We start from the raw sequence: 18486 nt of genomic DNA on the forward strand, positions 1-18486 counted from the left end.
GACCGTTCTGAAAAAGAACGGTTTTTTTCATTTAAGTTATTGATTATTAAATTTTATTTAAACTATTGAAAAGGATTTTCATATCTCGTCAAAATAGCCTAATTTTGCAAAGAAAGTAAAGATGTCTATTCATAACAAAATTGTAGAGACAGCCATCACTTTCGATGACGTTCTTCTAGTCCCTTCTTATTCAGAAGTTTTACCTAACCAGGTATCATTAAAATCAAGACTTACCGACAAAATTACACTGAATGTTCCGATAGTTTCTGCTGCGATGGACACAGTTACTGAGGGAGATCTCGCTATTGCCCTGGCAAGAGTAGGAGGTTTGGGTTTTATTCACAAAAACATGACGATCGCTGAGCAGGCGGCACAGGTAAACCGTGTAAAGCGTTCAGAAAACGGAATGATCTCTGATCCTGTTACCCTTTCAAAAGACCATACTTTGGCTCAGGCTAAGGAAACTATGGCCAAATATAAAATTTCCGGCCTTCCTGTAGTGGATGCTGACAATGTACTGATCGGAATTATCACCAACAGGGATGTAAAATATCAGGAAAACCTGGATATGAAGGTTGAAGAGATCATGACCAAAGATAATCTGATCACTTCTGATAAAAATACCAACCTTGAGAAAGCAAAAGAAATCCTTCTTAAAAACAGAGTTGAAAAACTTCCTATCGTAGATAAAGACAACAAATTAGTTGGATTGATTACCATTAAAGATATCGACAACCAGCTGGAATATCCGAATGCCAATAAAGATGAGAACGGCCGCCTTATCGTAGGAGCCGGAGTAGGAGTAGGTGAAGATACTTTAGACAGGATAGCTGCCTTAGTAAAGGCCGGAGTGGACATCATCGGTATCGATTCTGCTCACGGACATTCAAAAGGAGTTCTGGATAAAATTGCTGAAATCAGAAGAGCATATCCGGATCTTGATATCGTAGGCGGAAATATCGTAACGGCAGAAGCCGCGAGAGACCTTATTGAAGCCGGAGCTAATGTTCTTAAAGTAGGAGTGGGACCAGGTTCTATCTGTACAACAAGAGTTGTTGCCGGAGTTGGAGTTCCACAATTATCTGCTATTTATAACGTATACGAATATGCAGCATCCAAAAATGTAAGTGTTATTGCTGATGGAGGAATTAAACTTTCCGGGGATATTGTAAAAGCTATCGCAAGCGGTGCTGGAGCAGTAATGCTGGGATCTCTTTTAGCCGGAACCGATGAAGCTCCGGGAGAAGAAATTATTTTCCAGGGAAGAAAATTCAAGTCTTACCAGGGAATGGGAAGCCTTTCTGCCATGAAGAGAGGAGGAAAAGAAAGATATTTCCAGAGTGAGGCTAAAAAATTCGTTCCGGAGGGAATCGAAGGAAGAGTACCACATAAAGGTAAATTAGAAGATGTGATCTTCCAGTTAACCGGAGGTCTAAGAGCCGGTATGGGTTATTGTGGAGCTAAAGATATCGAAGCTTTACAGAAAGACACCAAAATGGTAATGATCACCGGAAGCGGATTAAAAGAATCCCATCCACACGATGTAATCATCACCCAGGAAGCTCCGAATTATTCTTTGTAAGATAAAATCAATTTAATATAAAGTAAGCTGTACACAATCTGTACAGCTTATTTTTTTAATTTAAGTCTACTAATTTTAAATAATTTACAAATAATTTATTGATAAAAAACAGGTTGTTATTTTGTCTGAAAATAACACTTTAGCTTGTTAATCGTTGAAAATAATGAAATTTTATATTGGAAAATTATGAATAATTAACTCAATAAAAATGATTTTTTATTAAATATTGATAAAAAAGTATGAAATATTAGTAACAAAAACTGTTTTTTGCTACTAATAGAAGATATATTTTGATAAACCATCTCTTTACGGAGATGATTTTCATTGAAATTTTAAAAAAAATGAAATATTTGAAGTTATGAAGAAAACTTTCCTTTATGGAGCAATGCTATGTTCACTTTCATTAGTTGCCCAACAGCAGCAGGAGCAAAAAACCTGTGGCTTTGAGCAGGAGTTACAGTTACAGGACAGAACACTTCCTGGAATTAGACAGATGTTTGATAAAATTATCGGAAATATCCAGGCTCAAAGACAGTCAGATCCTTTATCAGCTGCTAAGGGTATGGTCAATGGAGTTTATGAAATTCCTGTTGTGGTTCACGTTATTGAAGGGAATAATCCTTCGTATACAAGAACAGATGCCCAGATCCAGCAATGGCTGGAAAATGCTAACAAGATGTATGCGGGAACTTATCCATGGCCGGCCAGTGGTTTGCCGGCAGATTTCGGAACATCAGCAGTATTCCCTATTAAGCTGGTTTTAGCCAAAAGGGATCCGAACTGTAATGCTACAACAGGTATTGTAAGATATAACGGGAGTACATTGAGCGGCTATAATACATCCGGGATGGCTTACCAAACGACAAGCGGCGCTTCCAGAGCTGCAATTAAAGGTTTAGCTCCGCACTGGCCGGAAGCTTCTTATTTTAATATTTATGTCATCACTACATTTGACGGAAGTACTACTCCTAATGCTGGTTTGATGGGATTTGCAGCGTTTCCGAATAACCTCGATTCCAACTACGAATCATTCATGAAAACCGGGGTGGTAACCAAAGCTCACGATACTACATTTGCTCATGAATTTGGGCACGCAATGGGATTATATCATACTTTCCAAGGTGGCAGATATGATGCTGTTCCTGCAGATTCAGATTTTTGCCCACCTACAACGGGAGTTTGTGATGATGATGATGATCAAGTTTGCGATACGGAAAGATCAGGAAGCGGTTACTATGCATGGCCCGTTCCTTCCAATTCAGCCATCAACTCATGTACCGGTACAAACTACCAAGGAGTACAATATAATATGATGAATTACTCCAATTCTGTTGCTCAGAAGTTTACTGCCGGGCAGGGGCAGAGAATTAATGATTCATTCATGTTGCTTAGAAGCAGCCTTACAACTTCAAAAGCAGGGACCGCTTTACCTGCAACTCCAGCTCCGTCTGTTGTACCTGCTGTAGGTTGTGTGCCTCCAAGCGTACAAAATCCAGGAAACTATTTAGTAGGTCCTGTTTCTGTTAAATTAGGACAAATAGATAACGCCTCTCCAGGATATTGGGCTGCGCATCCGTATTACTATGTGGATTATACTACAAAAGCTTGTACAATGAAAATATATACTCCTCTAGTAGTGAACCAGTCACAGACTATTGATGTTGGGATTTTTGGGAATCCACAATTTGTACGTGTTTGGATAGATTATAATAACAACGGAACTTTTGAAGCCAATGAATTAGTAGCTTCTGGTGATGATGTGGCAATTGGAGCAGATGGTAACGGAACTTTTACCGGAACCTTTACCCCGCCGGCTACAGCAACATTGAATACTCCATTAAGAATGAGGGTTATTGCTGATGCTGAGTCACCAAGTTCATACGCGCCGTGTGGCCAGCTTGGATACGGGCAGGCAGAGGATTATTCTGTAATGTTAGTCAACAACCTTGCTACAAGCGAAGTTAAGGTGGATAATACTGATCTTGCTATTTATCCTAATCCGGTGGCAACAGGTGATAATGTATTCATTAAGGCTAAGGACGGCAAAAATCTGAAAGTTTCTATTTCCGATATGTCAGGAAGACTGGTAGCAAGTCCATCTGTAACTGAAGAAGGAAACGGAGTTTATAAAGTAAACCAACAGCTTGAAAAAGGAGTTTACATGGTTCAGATTTCCAACGGAAAAGACAGTAAGACGTCTAAACTGATCATTAAATAAAAATTTGGTCATACAAAATACTAAATGCCTCCAGCAATGGGGGCATTTTATATTACTATTACCGTCAGCTTATTTTAATATATTTAAATCTTGGCTTGATAACACTGTTCAGAAATCTCCCTTTCGACCTGGCTTCCCTGAATTTTTCAGCTATTGATGCCGGTACCTTAAGATAATCATAAACAGCTCCGGACTGATAGATAATCCTTAATATCTCAGTCTCGGGAGTGTAAATATAGCTGTTGACAACACTTGATGGCATAGGAAATAATCAGCAAAAAATATTCCCAAAAAATAGCTTTCAGAATCTCTGAAAGCTATATCAATAATCAATTAATGCTATAAAGGCATTGCTTTTTACTTTTTCACAAATTTAAACTCATAAGATTCAAAATTTTCAGTAATGATTTTCAGAACATAAACTCCTGTAGAAAGAAGAGAAACATTGATCTTCTGATCGAATTTTTCAGATCTTACCAGCTGTCCGTCTGCATTATAAATTTGTACCTTCTGTCCGTTATTAATTCCGGAAATATGGATTACATCTGAAACCGGATTCGGAAAAACCTGGATTTTAGATTTTGTAACTTCCGATGTGGCCAGTGAAGAACTATGTACATCCCCTGTCATGGTAGAATTGCTGCCTGTAAGATTTCCTCCGCACTGTCCGCTGGTTACTGCTGTGTTTTCTACCCATGTTCCGAATGTGTTGCTGGGTGGTCTCTGGCTGCCGGTGTTCCCTGTTGAATTATAATAAATCAGCAAAGGGCTGGCAAAAGTTCCGTTACCTTCATCAGCAAGAAATTCCCATCTCGTCAGAGTATTGTTCCACTGGATTTTAAATTCGCAGGTTCCCAGCCCTCCGCAAGGCTGACCGTCAACCGGTGTGGTAATATAGATCCCTTTATTGTATGAATCTACTCCGGTTTTATTGAATATAAAGTTCTGGTTATCAAATAAATTATGACATCCGTTGAAAGTAATGGTCTGTGCAGCCACTGAACTTCCAAATGCTATGATTAACAAGTAGAGAATTTTCATAACTTATTAATTAAAAGATGGATAAATCCCCTGTAAAGCTATAATGCATCTCATCGTAACAAACGGAGGTCTGTTTTCATGTGGCTGAGATCCTCCTGCCGGATTCAGCATGGTAGATTTCATTGTTGTATTGGCATTCGTATCAGAATATTCTTTATCTAAAAGCTTTGTGTCTGCAGGGAGATTGCCTGTAGGCGTATTCTGATTACCCTCTGCGGTTACAGCATTCACGGTATGACTATGAACAGGCATCTGTTGCTGGGTCAGTGTAACAGTTTCACTGCCGCCCATTTCCCCTATAAAATAATTCTGTGATATGCCCGGTCCTTGCCCCTGGGAAACTAAAACTCTTCCTCTCATATCGGGCAGTGCAAAGTTAGTTGTTCCATTTCCTCCATAGGTGGTTCCCAATAAAGAGAAAAGGGCCTGGTTCTGAGCGATAGGCAAGAGCTGTCCGTTACAGTCTGCCCATCCGTTTGGCGCTCTGTTGTAGGGTACAAAAGCAATCTGTCCGAGGAAAGGTTCTGATTGTGCTTTCAGGGTAGCGGTAAACGCACTCCCGATAAGCAGTGTGCATGCTAAAATTAAATTTTTCATAATGATTAGTTTAGTGATGTAAAATTATAAAATATTTCGTATAAAATAATTATATATAGAAAAAACCTTTCAAAATTCACTGAAAGGTAAGATTTTATTAATGTTGATTTCTATTATATTAGATTTTTTCTCTATTGCCCGAGCATCTTATGATATTCTGCAATATGAAGGTATCCTTCTTCTTTAATAGTGACATCAAGCTGATATTTTCCGGCTATTATATAAATGTCTTTAGGCGACATGCTTCCTTTTTTGCTGAGTTCCACACTCATGTCTTTCAGGAGGTCTAAATGAAGAATCAGGTCTTCTCTTGTTTTTTTGGCAAGATCCTGTATCAGCTTTTCAATTTTTTTATCGGTGATATCATGCTGCATACGGTGTGGATAATCTTCCAGGTTATAGGAAGCCTGATATTCCTCATCAAATCCGTATTTCCTTATATAATCGGTGGCAAGCATGGTCGCCTGTTCCCTGTCGTGACTTCTTCCTATGCTTGCATTATTTTCTCCAAACACAATTTCTTCAGCGATACCACCGGCAAGATAAATCTTAATTTTGTCGAGAATGCTTTCTTTAGTATCATGAATCTGGTGCGGGAATGTAAATCCTGCGGCATAGCTGCTGGCAACCTTGCTTTTCAGCTGTAAAGGTGCGAAGCCTGTATAAAGTATATAGCAAACGGCATGTCCGCATTCATGAACACTGATGTTGGCTACTGCATCAAGCTGGTTGGACTGGCGGATACTGTCGATTCTTCCGGTGTAAGGAATCTCAATGATACGCTTTCCAATTTTCCCGGTAATGGTTTTCTGGTTTACCGGGTAATCTATTTCAATGCTTTTATCATCATTGATGATAGCTTCAAACAGAAATTTGCTGAGGTTTGTGTCCAGAATATCTACCACACTGCTGAACACAGGACGTACACCTTGTACAGGGAAAACACCGTTCCTATAGATCAGCTCATTAATATTTTTATTGATTTTTAAACTGATGCCAAATTTTGATTTTGTTTTGGTTCTAAGATTGTTGATTTCTCTTTGGATAAGCTGCTGGAAATCCTCTGTTTTTAATGAAAAATAAATCAAATGAATATTTCCAAACCGGGCTACCTGCTCCGGGCGGAATTTCCTTGATAGTGCATTTTTTATATCAACAACGGTTATTTTCTTTGTGAATGCATGGTAAATATTGGCATCTATATCTGCCTCGCTGGTCTCACGGGACATCTGGAAAGCTTCATCCAGGTTTCCACTGATGATGATCAGCATTTTGCTGTAATCTACCGGCTCATAGATCTTCTTTTCTTTCTGCTTTTTCAGGATTAGCTTGATCATATCCTCTTCCTTCATATCGATGATGCTCATCACATCATCTTCCATGCTGAGGTACTTTTTCAGTTCTTTGGCATCCCAAAGGTTCAGGTAAGGATTTTCATCCATTTCCGTTTCACCGTTTTTCTTGCGCCGTTCATTTTCCTTTTTGCGTAAAAGATAAGAGAACAGGTAATGTTCAAGATCATCACGTTCTCTTTTGCTTAATTTGCCGTCGCTTAATAGTTCCCAGAAATCAGTAAACTTTGTCTGGGGTACCGGAGTGCCGTCGGGATCAATCGTATTGAACCGCTGGATTTCGTCAAAAAGGACTATACTTGGTTTTTCATCGTTGAGACGATTGCTCTGGAAAATATCGGAAACACTTTTGCTCCATGAGGTTTCATCGCTGTTGCTAAGCTCTATCTCAACAAAGCGGTTCTGAAATTCAAGGAATCGCACTGTTTTTCTCACAAGATCTGTTTTCCCTACACCGGTCATCCCCCATAAATTGATTACTACGGGACGGGTCAGGATTTCAGGCATGAGGTACCAGATCTGAATGTATTCCATTAAATCATCAATAATCTTATCAATTCCGATGAATTCTTTTTTAAGGAATATTTTGCAGTCGTCCAGCTTTTTCTTTTTCTTCCGGATTTCTTCTTTATCAATAATCATGCGTGAAAAATACGCTATTTTTTTAAATTATCCTTAAAATCATCAATTCTGAAATCCGTCAGGGCATTTCCTTTTTCAATTTTTTCTTTAGAATAGAGCCTGAAATCATTTTCTGTTTTTTCTAACAGGTAATCATAAGGTCCGACATGAGAAATTAATTTTACCAGAACAGGGGAGATCTCCAGACAGATAAACAGTCCCATGATAAAAGCTGCTGCCAGTCCTATAATTGCTGAATTTTTGCCTAGCTCATCCAAAGCCTGAAGCCTTGCCGCAAAACCATTGAATTTATCTTCAAAGGTATCTGAAGACTTTCTTTCTGTTTCCAGGTTAGTATAAACTTTGGAGATTTCTTTATCTAAATACTCCAGTCTGGGAGCATTTTGCTTCTGGAAATCCTCAAGATCTTTACGGCGTTGTTCCTTCAGTTCCTGTTTACGTTTTGCATTCGGACCATAACCTTCTTTTCCGCTGGTAAGCCCGGATTGCTTCCCAAGAATTTCCTTTTCAAGTTCCACAGCTGCCGAGTCGTAAGCTTTTTGATATTGTACTGTTTTTTCGGCAATCTGTTTCTTTTCTGCCTCAAACGGGCCGCTTTGCTGCAGAATTCTGCCGTTCATTTCGCCCTGAAGCTGTTTTTTGTTTCTTTGAATGATGGTATTAAGCTGCTTGTTGACCTCTTTTTCGAAGATTTTAAGCTCCAATGGCTTAGAAATGATAATTCCTAAGAATGTTGCTAAAATCAGACGGGGAATAGACATCAGTATCTGATTCCACCACGTTCCTGTTTTTTTAATGGAAGAAACGATATAGCGGTCCAGATTGAAAATCATCAATCCCCACAGGATTCCAAATCCTACAGAAGCCCAGATATTATCAAATACAGTATACATAGCATATCCTGCGGATAAAGTTGCGAATACGGCCGTAAATAATACGATTCCTCCGATCCCTGAAAATTTATTCCATTCGCTCGGAGTCTTTCTTAAAATATGAATATTTCCTCCGGAGCATACCATCAGAAACTTCTGGAACCAGTTTATTTTATGATTCGTTTGATTTATAGTTTGTTGGTTTGTTTTCATAACTGAAAATTTATACAAATGTAGTATTAAAAATCATACCAATGTAAAAGATAGTATTATGTTTTGCCAAGTAATTGTGTGTTTTTATTTAATAGTTTGATTTATAATATGTTATTTATTATTTACAAAAATTGTTTTGTCTATTTTTTTATACGACAAGTTTTGTCGCTTTCCATCGATACTACTATATAATTAATCATTGAAAATACTATAAAGAGCACATGAAAATGACATTATCTATGTTAAATCTCCGCAATGAGATTTGTATATATGTTAAAAAATGTTAAATTTACCCGAAATTACTAAATACACAAACAGATGAAGAAAATTCACTTTGGTGCATATATTGGGCAAAAACAAATACTTGGGTAAATGAGAAATAAAAATTATTAAGATGAATTATAACATCAAAAATTTCATAATTTTTTCTTCTTTATTTATACTTATTATCATTTTAGTTATTTTTTTGCGGAAAACAACTAATGATAGTTTGCTTGATTATGAAATATCTGCAAAAGTTACTAGTATTTATAGAGATAGAAAAGAGCACAATTTTTTGTTTGTAAAATATTCTAATGGCTCAGTCGAGCTGTTAGATTATCCCTATAAAATTGGAGATTCTATTTCAAAAAAAAAGGAGATTCCATAGAGTATATTTTTAGAGGAGATAGTGTTATTCAAAATAATTTATTTGAGACAGCAAGAAGAGAAAAGACACTTAAATGAAGTACTGCTAACTTTTAAGTAAATAAAAAATGGACCCTCGCAATTTGTGAGAGTTTTGTATTTCATAGTGCAATACTTTTCTGAAAAATAAGTTTAATAAGTAAGAAAATATTTTTACGCTTATTTACTTCACCCTCCCCGGATTCTGCTTCAAAAAACTATCCCATCCACTGTAAGATTTGGTATCTGCAATAGTTCCGGAGTTGAAATGATGACAAACCGCAACAGCCAGACCATCCGAGGCATCCAGATATTTGGTAGGAAATTCCTTCAGTTTTAAAAGGTTCTGAAGCATTCCGGCTACCTGTTCCTTGCTGGCATTTCCGTTTCCGGTGATCGCCATTTTAATCTTTTTCGGAGAATATTCTGTGATAGGAATATTTCTGTAAAGGCTGGCGGCCATTGCAACTCCCTGCGCGCGGCCCAGTTTAAGCATACTCTGGACATTTTTACCATAAAATGGAGCTTCCAGGGCTACTTCATCAGGATGGTATTCATCAATTAATGCTAATGTTTTGTCAAAAATATATTTCAGCTTTGTTTCGTGGTTGGGGTATTTTTTCAGGATTAGTTCGTGAATGGAAATCATTTCCATTTTACTTTTCGTTACGGAAATAATACCGAAACCCATAATAGCCGTCCCCGGATCAATACCTAAAATTATCTTCTCTGAAATCATGGTTCAAAGATAAGATTTATTAATGTTAAAATTATGAGTTGTCCGTATCGGGATTACCTAGATGTTTTTCAGCGATGGGAACCCATTTTCCATCGTGGCGGAGAAGCAGGATTTTATCGACTAAAAATTTAGTTTTGTAGATTTTACCCTTGTAGACTTCCCATGCCTTAACATAATTTTCAAAAGTGAGATTTCTGTACCCCACCGTCATATGTGGGGTGAAAGATTTCTTACCAAAACTGAACTGCTGTATAACACTTTGGTGTAAAAGATTTAAGCTTTCATTAGCTTCAGGATGTACAAAAATGACCGGGTTATTGGGATTGGGGAACCCTCCGAAGCCGTTCAATATAATTTCAAAAGGAGGAATCTCTGTATTTATTTTTTGAAAAGCAGTGTGGATATCAGCTTCAAGCTCCAGTTCTCTGTCAAAAGGTGAAAGTAAAGTAATATGGGCATCATTCTTTAACGCCATCGAGTTTCCGTAGTTCAGGGCGAAATCCTGTTTAAAAACTTTAATCTCGTCGATGATTTCCTGAGGAGGATAGATGGCAATGAAATACATTTTTTTCATATCGCTAAATTACTGTTTTGCTTTAAGCTGCAACAGGGTATTTTCCAGGTTATCCGTTATCTTTTTAACTTCCACATGAGGTTTGAAAGCCCAGCTTTTGCCCTTTTCTTCATCGGCAATATTAGATAAAATAATAACCGATGTTTTGGTCTTTGGATAGTAAATATTCAGAGAAGGGGAGCCCTTTACATAACCGCTGTGAAAATAGCTTTCCGGACTTCCGATACGCAGCATAATTCCATAGCCATAACCCATTTTTCCCAGAATAGCGTGATGCCTTTCCGAACTTTTGGACACAAACTGCTTTAACGTTTCGGGTTTTAAAATTTTTCCTCCGTAAAGAGCATTGTTCCACGTGTGAAGATCATCTATAGTTGAAAGAATACCGCCGGCAGGAGTTCCTATGTCTTTTCCACCCAATCGTTTAGGCATATCCGGAACTACAGAAAATCTGGCAGCATTACCCAGATAGGCGCTGGCGAAATTTTTACCTTTAAAAATATTTCCGGTAGAAGAATTTTTCATTCCCGCTTTTTTGAACAGTTCCAGAACATTTTCATCATATGATTTTCCCGAAACTACTTCTACGATTTGTCCCAGTGCATTAAATCCGTCGTTGGAATAGAAAAAATCGGAACCACTTTTGAACATCAGCTTCCCCCCGAACGTATTTAATCCTGAAGTATGGTTTAAAAGCTGATGAATGGTGATATTCTCATAGTCTTTATTTTGAAACGCCTTCAGATATTTGGATGCCTTATCGTTCACATTTAGTTTCCCCTGTTCCATTTGGAGAAGGATAAGTGCCGCGGTAAATTGTTTGCTTACCGAACCTATGGCAAAAATTGTACTGCTGTCGATCTTTACTTTGTTTTTAAAATCGGAATAGCCGTTCTCTTTCCTGTATAGTTGCAGGGAATCTTTAAATACGGCAATACTTCCGTTGAAATTATATTTTTTGAAGACGGAATCGATCTGTTGTTCCAGAAGAGTTTTCTGGAAAGCAGTAATGGTAGAGTCTATCACTGCATTTTTGTCAACCGGTTTTTGAGAAACTTCAGTTTTACAGGAGAACAGAAACAAGGAAAGCAAAAAGAAGGTGAAATTTTTTATCACAGGTGTTTTATTTAGATTAAAAGTTACTGAGCAGGGATCAATGTATACTTAAATATAAGAAAATCCCTTGAAGTCTCAAAGAGTAGCAAAATTTGTGCTAAGCCAGCGTGCTTCCTTTATAAGTATTTAATATTTTTGAATAGATAATTTTATAACCATCATGAAAGAATATTTGAAAAGCGATTCAGAACAAATTGACCATATCCTGAACATTATAAAAGAACAGGGAACCGGATACCTTAATACCCTTGCAGATAGACCAACATCTGTAAACAATGATCTGATTTCAGAGCAAATGGATCTGCCGGAGTCCGGTATGGGTACTGAATCAGCTTTAAAAATATTCAATGAGAGATTTGAACCCATTATGGTAGGGTCGTCAGGACCGAGATATCTGGGCTTCGTAACCGGAGGGACTACGCCGGCTTCCATCGCAGGCGACTGGCTGGCCACAGTTTATGATCAGAATACCCAGTCGGTGAAAGGTCAGGGAGATATTTCTGCCGGTATAGAGCTGGAAACCATAAAAATGCTGCTGGATCTTCTCGGGCTGCCGGAAAACTTCCTGGGAGGCTTTGTAACCGGAGCCACCATGTCCAATTTTACCGGTCTGGCCGTCGCAAGGCAATGGATTGGGAAGGAGCTGGGAAAAGACTTTGCCAAAGACGGGATCTCAGGAACCGTTAAAGTACTGACAGCCACGCCTCATTCGTCGTCCATAAAATCCCTGTCTCTTCTGGGGATGGGAAGCGGAAATATCGTCAGGATAAAAACAGCAGGAGACAACCGGGAAGCCATTTGTTTGAAAGACCTTGAAAATCAGATCGTGCAGTTAAATGATGAGCCTTTTATTTTAATTTCGAGCGGAGGAACAGTCAATACCGTTGATTTTGATGATTTCTCAGAAATCCGTAAGCTGAAAGAAAAATATAAATTCTGGTGGCATATAGATGCAGCATTCGGTGGTTTTGCCGCTTGTTCAGACACCCATAAACATCTTGTCGAAGGCTGGGAAGATGCAGACAGTATTACAGTGGACTGTCATAAGTGGCTTAACGTTCCTTATGAAAGCGCTGTGTTTTTTGTAAAAGAAGAGTACAGGATTTTACAGGTAGAAACCTTTCAGAACTCAAATGCACCTTATTTGGGAGATCCTTTGGATAATTTCGGTTACCTCAATTTCCTTCCTGAAAATTCCAGAAGATTGAAAGCGCTGCCGGCCTGGTTTTCAATGATGGCATATGGCAGAGACGGATATAAGGCTATCGTGGAAAATAATATTAAACTGTCAGAGCAGTTTGGGGAAATGATTGAAAATAGTGATGCTTTCAAATTGTTAGCTCCGGTAAGGCTGAATACCGTATGTTTTACTTTAAAAGATGATACAAAGCAGGATCAGGTTAGTAGATTCCTGGAATCGCTTAATGAGACGGGAAAAGTCTTTATGACCCCTACTTTTTATAACAGCCATACAGGAATAAGGGCAGCTTTTGTCAATTGGCAGACTCAGGAAAAGGATATTGAACTGATATTTGACCTCATGAACAAAATAGCAGCAACGGTAGGGTAGGCTATTAGTTGTTATTTCAGAATCAGATCACAGAACCAGAAAACGTATTCGCCATCTTCCTCTTCTGGACTGGCTTTAGGTTTAGGATAGGTTTTCTTTACAGTATCGCCGATTTCAAAGTGAACAGGAGCTTTAAAAATGAGTCCGTCAAAAGTAAAGGTGTGAAATTCTCCATTTTCTCCGCATGGATCAACATTTTCCGGAAGATCATTGATAAAATCCCGATCAATGATTCTTCCTGCAAAACTTTTATCGAGATACGTTTCATTCACGCAGGTTACGATAGTTTTGAATCCAAGGTTCAGAAATTCATGGATAAGGTCTGTCGTGTTCTGTTTCCAGAGCGGAAATACAGCTTCCATTCCGATGGCTTTCAACTGGTCTTCACGATATTGTCTGAGATCTTCCAGGAAAATATCACCAAAAACGGACCGGGTAATTCCCAAAGACTGAATATCGGTCATCGTTTTACTCATGATATCACGGTATTCCTCCATAGACGGTTCTTTGGGAAGTTCCATTTTAATTAAAGGAATTCCCATACTTTCAGCCTGCTTTTCCAGTAAAGATACATGAACACCATGCATGGAAATCCGCTGAAACTCTTTATTGATGGTGGTCAGTAAAGTGGTAATTTCAGTTTTGTTTTCTTGCTGGATTTTATAAAGGGCAAGGGCAGAATCTTTTCCACTGCTCCAGTTGAATACGGCTTTCGATTTCATTTGAAAATAAAAAATCTCCCAAAAATAGAGAGATTCTGTGAATTATTATTTAACTTCTTTGATAGGAATAAATCCTCCATTGATGTAGTCAAGTTTTTGCTCAAACGGAACCGAAGTAGACTGTGAAGCCAGTAACCCGCCAATAATCCCGAAGAATGCAGAAGCAAGAACCACATCTCCTGTTTTTGCAGTTGATTTTATTTTTCCGGTAAAATAAAAATCTCCATCTCTTTTTTCAGCCTTCACGAGAGCATTTTCCACAGGCAAATAAATATATGGAGAACCATTATAAACAATGGCAAATACATCATTTTTTTTAATTTCCTTTTCTTTACCTTCTATTGTTTCGTAAAGTTTAATGATTTTATTGGTTTTTCCGTAGAATTTTGCACTGGAAATTGTTTTTTCAGACGGTTGAAGGTTTTTAAAAGAATTATAATCAGGATAAATTCCTTCCTTTAGTTCCGGAGAATTATATAAACTTAATTTTTGTTTTTCAATTTCATCAAAATTTTTGAGATCATTAAAAGTGTATCGGTCTGTTTGTATTGCTTTTTTAGAAACGTTTCTGCTTATAAAGTCACTTACCATTTCGCTTCCTTTTTTCATCGTAGCTTTGGTAACATCCATAGATGAATGATCGATAACTGAATCTATTTTGTCGAGATAAGAATAAGTTCCGTCTTCGTTTTTAGCAAACAAATAAGCCTGGAAGTAGCAGTAACCGTGTTCACTAAAGGCTCCTGTAATTTCGGCAAAATACAACTGTTTTAGATACATTACAATTGTACCGTCATCTGTATTTTCACCATTAATGTTGTTTAACAGATTTTGGAATTGATCATTAAGATTGGTTGTAGGAACAACTCTTGCCTTAGTGTTGAATGCTCCTTTCTGAACAATTCCCAAAGATGTAGAGTCTATTCTGGCATCAATAAGTTTTATGGCTTTATAATAACTTTTGTCTAGTTTTTTATCAGGAAAACTGATTGAAAAATCCTCGGTTCTTTTTTGGGAATACATAGAAACCGAAAACATGATTCCTAATAAAATTAAAGTAGGGTTCAAAATTTTTTTCATTAATGTTGAGGTTATAAATTTTTCAATTGCTAAAATAATACTTATTAAGTTGAATCTAAATTAAAACCTCAAAGAAAATTCCTTGAGGTTTTAATTTGTAAATTATTGATACGTTAAGTAGCCAACAATTGTCTGTACGGCTACGGATTACATATTTCTTCTGTATTTACCACCCACTTCAAACAGAGCATTGGTAATTTGTCCAAGGGAACAGTATTTTACAGCATCCATCATCACTCCAAATAAATTTTGCTGGTTGATGGCAGCGTGTTGTAATTGTCTTAAAGCTTCCGCAGACCTATCGGCATTCGATTTCTGGAAATTGTGTAGGTTTTCAATCTGAACCTGTTTTTCCTCCTCAGTAGAACGGATCACTTCTCCCGGACGAACCGTTGGAGAGCCGTCTTTTCCAAGGAATGTATTTACCCCGATGATCGGGTATTCTCCGGTATGTTTCAGCCATTCGTAATGCATGGATTCTTCCTGGATCTTGGAACGCTGGTACATGGTTTCCATAGCACCAAGAACACCGCCTCTTTCCGTAATCCTGTCGAATTCTGCATACACTGCTTCTTCTACAAGATCTGTCAGTTCTTCAATAATAAATGATCCCTGAAGCGGATTTTCATTTTTAGCTAATCCCAATTCCTTATTGATAATCAGCTGGATAGCCATTGCTCTTCTTACGGATTGCTCTGTAGGAGTGGTAATAGCTTCGTCATAAGCATTGGTGTGAAGAGAATTACAGTTATCGTAGATTGCATACAGTGCCTGAAGCGTCGTTCTGATATCATTGAAATCAATTTCCTGGGCATGAAGAGAACGTCCTGAAGTCTGGATGTGGTATTTCAGCATCTGGCTTCTTTCATCTGCCCCGTATTTCATTTTCATGGCTTTTGCCCAGATTCTTCTGGCTACACGACCGATCACTGAATATTCAGGGTCAATACCGTTGGAGAAGAAGAAAGAAAGGTTCGGTGCAAAATCATTGATATTCATTCCTCTTGACAGATAGTACTCTACATATGTGAAACCATTTGCCAATGTGAATGCAAGCTGGGAAACCGGGTTGGCTCCGGCTTCGGCAATATGATATCCTGAAATAGAAACAGAATAGAAATTTCTTACTTTCTCTTTAATGAAATACTCCTGAACGTCGCCCATTAATCTTAAAGCAAATTCAGTAGAGAAAATACAGGTATTCTGCGCCTGATCTTCTTTTAAAATATCAGCCTGAACGGTTCCACGAACCGTTGCAATAGTTTTGGCCTTAATTTCAGCATAAACATCTGCCGGAATAACTTCATCTCCTGTGATTCCCAACAGCTTTAATCCCAAGCCATTGTTGGAAGGAGGAAGTTCACCGTTATATTTTGGTCTTTCTAAACCTTTATCATCAAATTTTGCCTTTAAAACAGCTTCCACTTTAGATTCAAGACCGTTTTCAGCGATATATTTTTCAACATTCTGATCGATGGCTGCATTCATAAAGAAAGCAAGCAGCATCGGAGCAGGACCGTTAATCGTCATTGAAACGGAAGTCAGAGCATTCACAAGGTCAAACCCTGAATACAGCTTTTTGGCATCATCCAGTGTTGCAATAGAAACTCCCGCGTTTCCGATCTTACCGTAAATATCCGGTGGTAAAGCCGGGTCCTGGCCGTAAAGCGTTACAGAGTCGAAGGCTGTAGATAAACGTTTTGCAGGCATTTCGGCAGAAACGTAATGGAATCGTCTGTTCGTTCTTTCCGGGCCTCCTTCTCCTGCGAACATTCTTGTAGGATCTTCTCCTGTTCTTTTGAACGGATAAATACCTGCGGTGTAAGGAAATCCACCCGGCAGGTTTTCCTGGCCTTTCCATTTGATCAGGTCTCCCCAGTCATTATATTTTGGTAAAGCAATTTTTGGAATTCTTAAGTGGGATAAAGACTCTGTTGAGGTTTCCACCTTAATTTCCTTTCCTCTTACGAAATAGGAATAAAACTCTTCATGGAAAGCCTTTTTCGTATCTTCCCAGGTTTTCAGGAAGTCGATGTTTTCCTGCTGAAGTTCCTTTTCAGCCTTTTGATATTCAGCGTCTAAAGCTTCATTGGAAATAATTTTTTTAACACCGTCAATATGATACATTTTTCTGGCAAGCTCGGCCTGCTTTTCAATGTTTTCATCATATATTCTGTTGTTTTCTACAATTTCAGAAAGATAGCGTACTCTTTTTGGAGGGATGATCGTTACTTCGTCTGTTATTTCCTGCTCAACGAAAGTTTTCAGATCCAGGCCGGAAAACTTATCGTTTACCTTTGAAATCAATTTGTTATATAATTCAGTGGTTCCGTGGTCATTGAACTGTGATGCTTTTGTAGCATAAACCGGCATTTCGTCCAACGGCTGCTCCCACAGTAAATGGTTTCTCTGGAATTGCTTTCTTACAGCTTGAAGAGCATCAAGCGCCCCTCTTTTATCAGATTTATTTAAAGCCACTAAGTCTGCATAATCCAGCATGTCGATTTTTTCCAGCTGAGTTGAAGCTCCATATTCAGGAGTCATTACATACATGGAAACATCCGCAAAATCAGAAACCTCCGATCCGGATTGCCCGATACCTGAAGTTTCAAGGATGATAACATCAGGATGCGCTAATTTCAGCACATTTAATGCAGAGTGGATAAACGGAGAAACGGAAACGTTGTTTTCTCTTGTTGCCATTGAACGCATATAAACCCGCGGATCATTGATCGCGTTCATACGGATTCTGTCCCCTAAAAGTGCACCTCCTGTTTTCTTTTTGGAAGGGTCAATAGAGATGATGGCAATTTTTTTGTCAGGATTTGAACGGATAAAACGTCTTACCAGCTCATCTGTTAATGAAGACTTTCCTGCTCCACCGGTACCTGTGATCCCGATGATAGGAATATTCAAATCTTTTGATTTTTCATCAATCGCTTTTACCAGTTCCGGTTTTTCTTCTGAAAAGTTTTCAACCGCAGAAATGATTTTTGCAATGCTTGTAGAGTTTTCAAAGCTGATGGAATCCAGATCACTTGCTGTAACCTCTTTTCCGGTTGCGAAATCTGACCTTTTCACAAGATCATCAATCATTCCCTGAAGACCAAGCTCACGGCCGTCGTCCGGAGAATAAATCCTGTCGATACCGTAATCCATAAGATCGGTGATCTCTTCAGGCAGGATAACACCGCCGCCACCACCGAAAATCTTGATCTGCGGGGAATTTTTTTCTCTTAAAAGGTCGTAGATATATTTGAAATATTCATTGTGACCGCCCTGATACGAGGTTAATGCAATAGCGTTGGCATCTTCCTGTATCGCTGTGTTCACCACTTCTTCAGCTGATTTGTCGTGGCCAAGGTGGATCACTTCACATCCTGTTCCCTGGATCACGCGGCGCATGATATTGATCGCAGCATCATGTCCGTCAAATAATGACGCTGCTGTTACGATTCTTACTTTGTTGGTTGGAGTATATTTTTGGGTTTCCATAAAAAAT

At 38.4% G+C, this 18486-nt stretch carries 14 protein-coding genes; 3 read left to right on the top strand and 11 right to left on the bottom strand.

Features of this window, described 5'->3' with window-relative positions; all coding sequences use genetic code 11:
- Positions 1-121: 121 nt before the first annotated feature.
- On the top strand, positions 122-1582 hold the full coding sequence (gene guaB, locus BUB03_RS20360; protein ID WP_040997677.1) for an IMP dehydrogenase: 1461 nt from the start codon (positions 122-124) through the stop codon (positions 1580-1582).
- A gap of 358 nt (positions 1583-1940) precedes the next feature.
- Positions 1941-3800 (top strand): zinc-dependent metalloprotease, encoded by a 1860-nt coding sequence (locus BUB03_RS20365; protein ID WP_073066633.1) that lies wholly within the window; start codon positions 1941-1943, stop codon positions 3798-3800.
- A 64-nt stretch (positions 3801-3864) separates the two neighbouring features.
- Here BUB03_RS20365 and BUB03_RS20370 read toward each other — a convergent pair whose 3' ends face one another.
- From BUB03_RS20370 to BUB03_RS20410, 8 genes are all read right to left on the bottom strand, one after another.
- Positions 3865-4062: a KTSC domain-containing protein gene (locus tag BUB03_RS20370; RefSeq protein ID WP_040997675.1), complete on the bottom strand. Its 198-nt coding sequence runs from the start codon at positions 4060-4062 to the stop codon at positions 3865-3867.
- A 95-nt stretch (positions 4063-4157) separates the two neighbouring features.
- Positions 4158-4841 (bottom strand): T9SS type A sorting domain-containing protein, encoded by a 684-nt coding sequence (locus BUB03_RS20375; RefSeq protein ID WP_073066636.1) that lies wholly within the window; start codon positions 4839-4841, stop codon positions 4158-4160.
- A gap of 6 nt (positions 4842-4847) precedes the next feature.
- Complete coding sequence (locus BUB03_RS20380; RefSeq protein WP_040997671.1) at positions 4848-5438, bottom strand: phage tail protein; 591 nt, start codon at positions 5436-5438, stop codon at positions 4848-4850.
- A 131-nt stretch (positions 5439-5569) separates the two neighbouring features.
- On the bottom strand, positions 5570-7432 hold the full coding sequence (locus BUB03_RS20385; RefSeq protein WP_073066639.1) for an AAA family ATPase: 1863 nt from the start codon (positions 7430-7432) through the stop codon (positions 5570-5572).
- Positions 7433-7446: 14 nt separating this feature from the next.
- Positions 7447-8517 (bottom strand): DUF4407 domain-containing protein, encoded by a 1071-nt coding sequence (locus BUB03_RS20390; RefSeq protein WP_073066641.1) that lies wholly within the window; start codon positions 8515-8517, stop codon positions 7447-7449.
- Positions 8518-9367: 850 nt separating this feature from the next.
- Positions 9368-9922, bottom strand: coding sequence for a crossover junction endodeoxyribonuclease RuvC (gene ruvC / locus BUB03_RS20400; RefSeq protein WP_040997663.1), 555 nt, complete (start codon positions 9920-9922; stop codon positions 9368-9370).
- Positions 9923-9953: 31 nt separating this feature from the next.
- Positions 9954-10496 (bottom strand): 2'-5' RNA ligase family protein, encoded by a 543-nt coding sequence (locus tag BUB03_RS20405; protein WP_073066647.1) that lies wholly within the window; start codon positions 10494-10496, stop codon positions 9954-9956.
- A gap of 9 nt (positions 10497-10505) precedes the next feature.
- Positions 10506-11612 carry a serine hydrolase domain-containing protein gene (locus BUB03_RS20410; RefSeq protein ID WP_073066650.1) on the bottom strand — a complete coding sequence of 369 codons (1107 nt, stop codon included), beginning with the start codon at positions 11610-11612 and terminating at the stop codon, positions 10506-10508.
- A 160-nt stretch (positions 11613-11772) separates the two neighbouring features.
- Here BUB03_RS20410 and BUB03_RS20415 point away from each other — a divergent pair, with 160 nt between their 5' ends.
- Complete coding sequence (locus tag BUB03_RS20415) at positions 11773-13182, top strand: pyridoxal phosphate-dependent decarboxylase family protein (protein ID WP_040997655.1); 1410 nt, start codon at positions 11773-11775, stop codon at positions 13180-13182.
- Positions 13183-13193: 11 nt separating this feature from the next.
- Here the strand turns inward: BUB03_RS20415 and BUB03_RS20420 are convergent, their stop codons facing one another.
- From BUB03_RS20420 to BUB03_RS20430, 3 genes are all read right to left on the bottom strand, one after another.
- Positions 13194-13904 carry a Dph6-related ATP pyrophosphatase gene (locus BUB03_RS20420; protein WP_073066653.1) on the bottom strand — a complete coding sequence of 237 codons (711 nt, stop codon included), beginning with the start codon at positions 13902-13904 and terminating at the stop codon, positions 13194-13196.
- A 45-nt stretch (positions 13905-13949) separates the two neighbouring features.
- Entirely contained in the window at positions 13950-14984 is a 1035-nt protein-coding gene (locus tag BUB03_RS20425) for a hypothetical protein (protein ID WP_073066656.1), read from the bottom strand.
- 147 nt (positions 14985-15131) lie between these two features.
- Entirely contained in the window at positions 15132-18479 is a 3348-nt protein-coding gene (locus BUB03_RS20430; RefSeq protein ID WP_073066658.1) for a methylmalonyl-CoA mutase family protein, read from the bottom strand.
- Positions 18480-18486: the final 7 nt, after the last annotated feature.

It is taken from the genome of Chryseobacterium oranimense, assembly GCF_900129755.1.
In the GTDB taxonomy this organism is placed as follows: Bacteria; Bacteroidota; Bacteroidia; order Flavobacteriales; family Weeksellaceae; genus Chryseobacterium; species Chryseobacterium oranimense.

Bases quoted from the DNA above. Each gene is read 5' to 3' on its own strand.
- guaB (WP_040997677.1), top strand. From the start codon at position 122: ATGTCTATTCATAACAAAATTGTAGAGACAGCCATCACTTTCGATGAC.
- BUB03_RS20365 (WP_073066633.1), top strand. From the start codon at position 1,941: ATGAAGAAAACTTTCCTTTATGGAGCAATGCTATGTTCACTTTCATTA.
- BUB03_RS20370 (WP_040997675.1), bottom strand. From the start codon at position 4,062: ATGCCATCAAGTGTTGTCAACAGCTATATTTACACTCCCGAGACTGAG.
- BUB03_RS20375 (WP_073066636.1), bottom strand. From the start codon at position 4,841: ATGAAAATTCTCTACTTGTTAATCATAGCATTTGGAAGTTCAGTGGCT.
- BUB03_RS20380 (WP_040997671.1), bottom strand. From the start codon at position 5,438: ATGAAAAATTTAATTTTAGCATGCACACTGCTTATCGGGAGTGCGTTT.
- BUB03_RS20385 (WP_073066639.1), bottom strand. From the start codon at position 7,432: ATGATTATTGATAAAGAAGAAATCCGGAAGAAAAAGAAAAAGCTGGAC.
- BUB03_RS20390 (WP_073066641.1), bottom strand. From the start codon at position 8,517: ATGAAAACAAACCAACAAACTATAAATCAAACGAATCATAAAATAAAC.
- ruvC (WP_040997663.1), bottom strand. From the start codon at position 9,922: ATGATTTCAGAGAAGATAATTTTAGGTATTGATCCGGGGACGGCTATT.
- BUB03_RS20405 (WP_073066647.1), bottom strand. From the start codon at position 10,496: ATGAAAAAAATGTATTTCATTGCCATCTATCCTCCTCAGGAAATCATC.
- BUB03_RS20415 (WP_040997655.1), top strand. From the start codon at position 11,773: ATGAAAGAATATTTGAAAAGCGATTCAGAACAAATTGACCATATCCTG.
- BUB03_RS20420 (WP_073066653.1), bottom strand. From the start codon at position 13,904: ATGAAATCGAAAGCCGTATTCAACTGGAGCAGTGGAAAAGATTCTGCC.
- BUB03_RS20425 (WP_073066656.1), bottom strand. From the start codon at position 14,984: ATGAAAAAAATTTTGAACCCTACTTTAATTTTATTAGGAATCATGTTT.
- BUB03_RS20430 (WP_073066658.1), bottom strand. From the start codon at position 18,479: ATGGAAACCCAAAAATATACTCCAACCAACAAAGTAAGAATCGTAACA.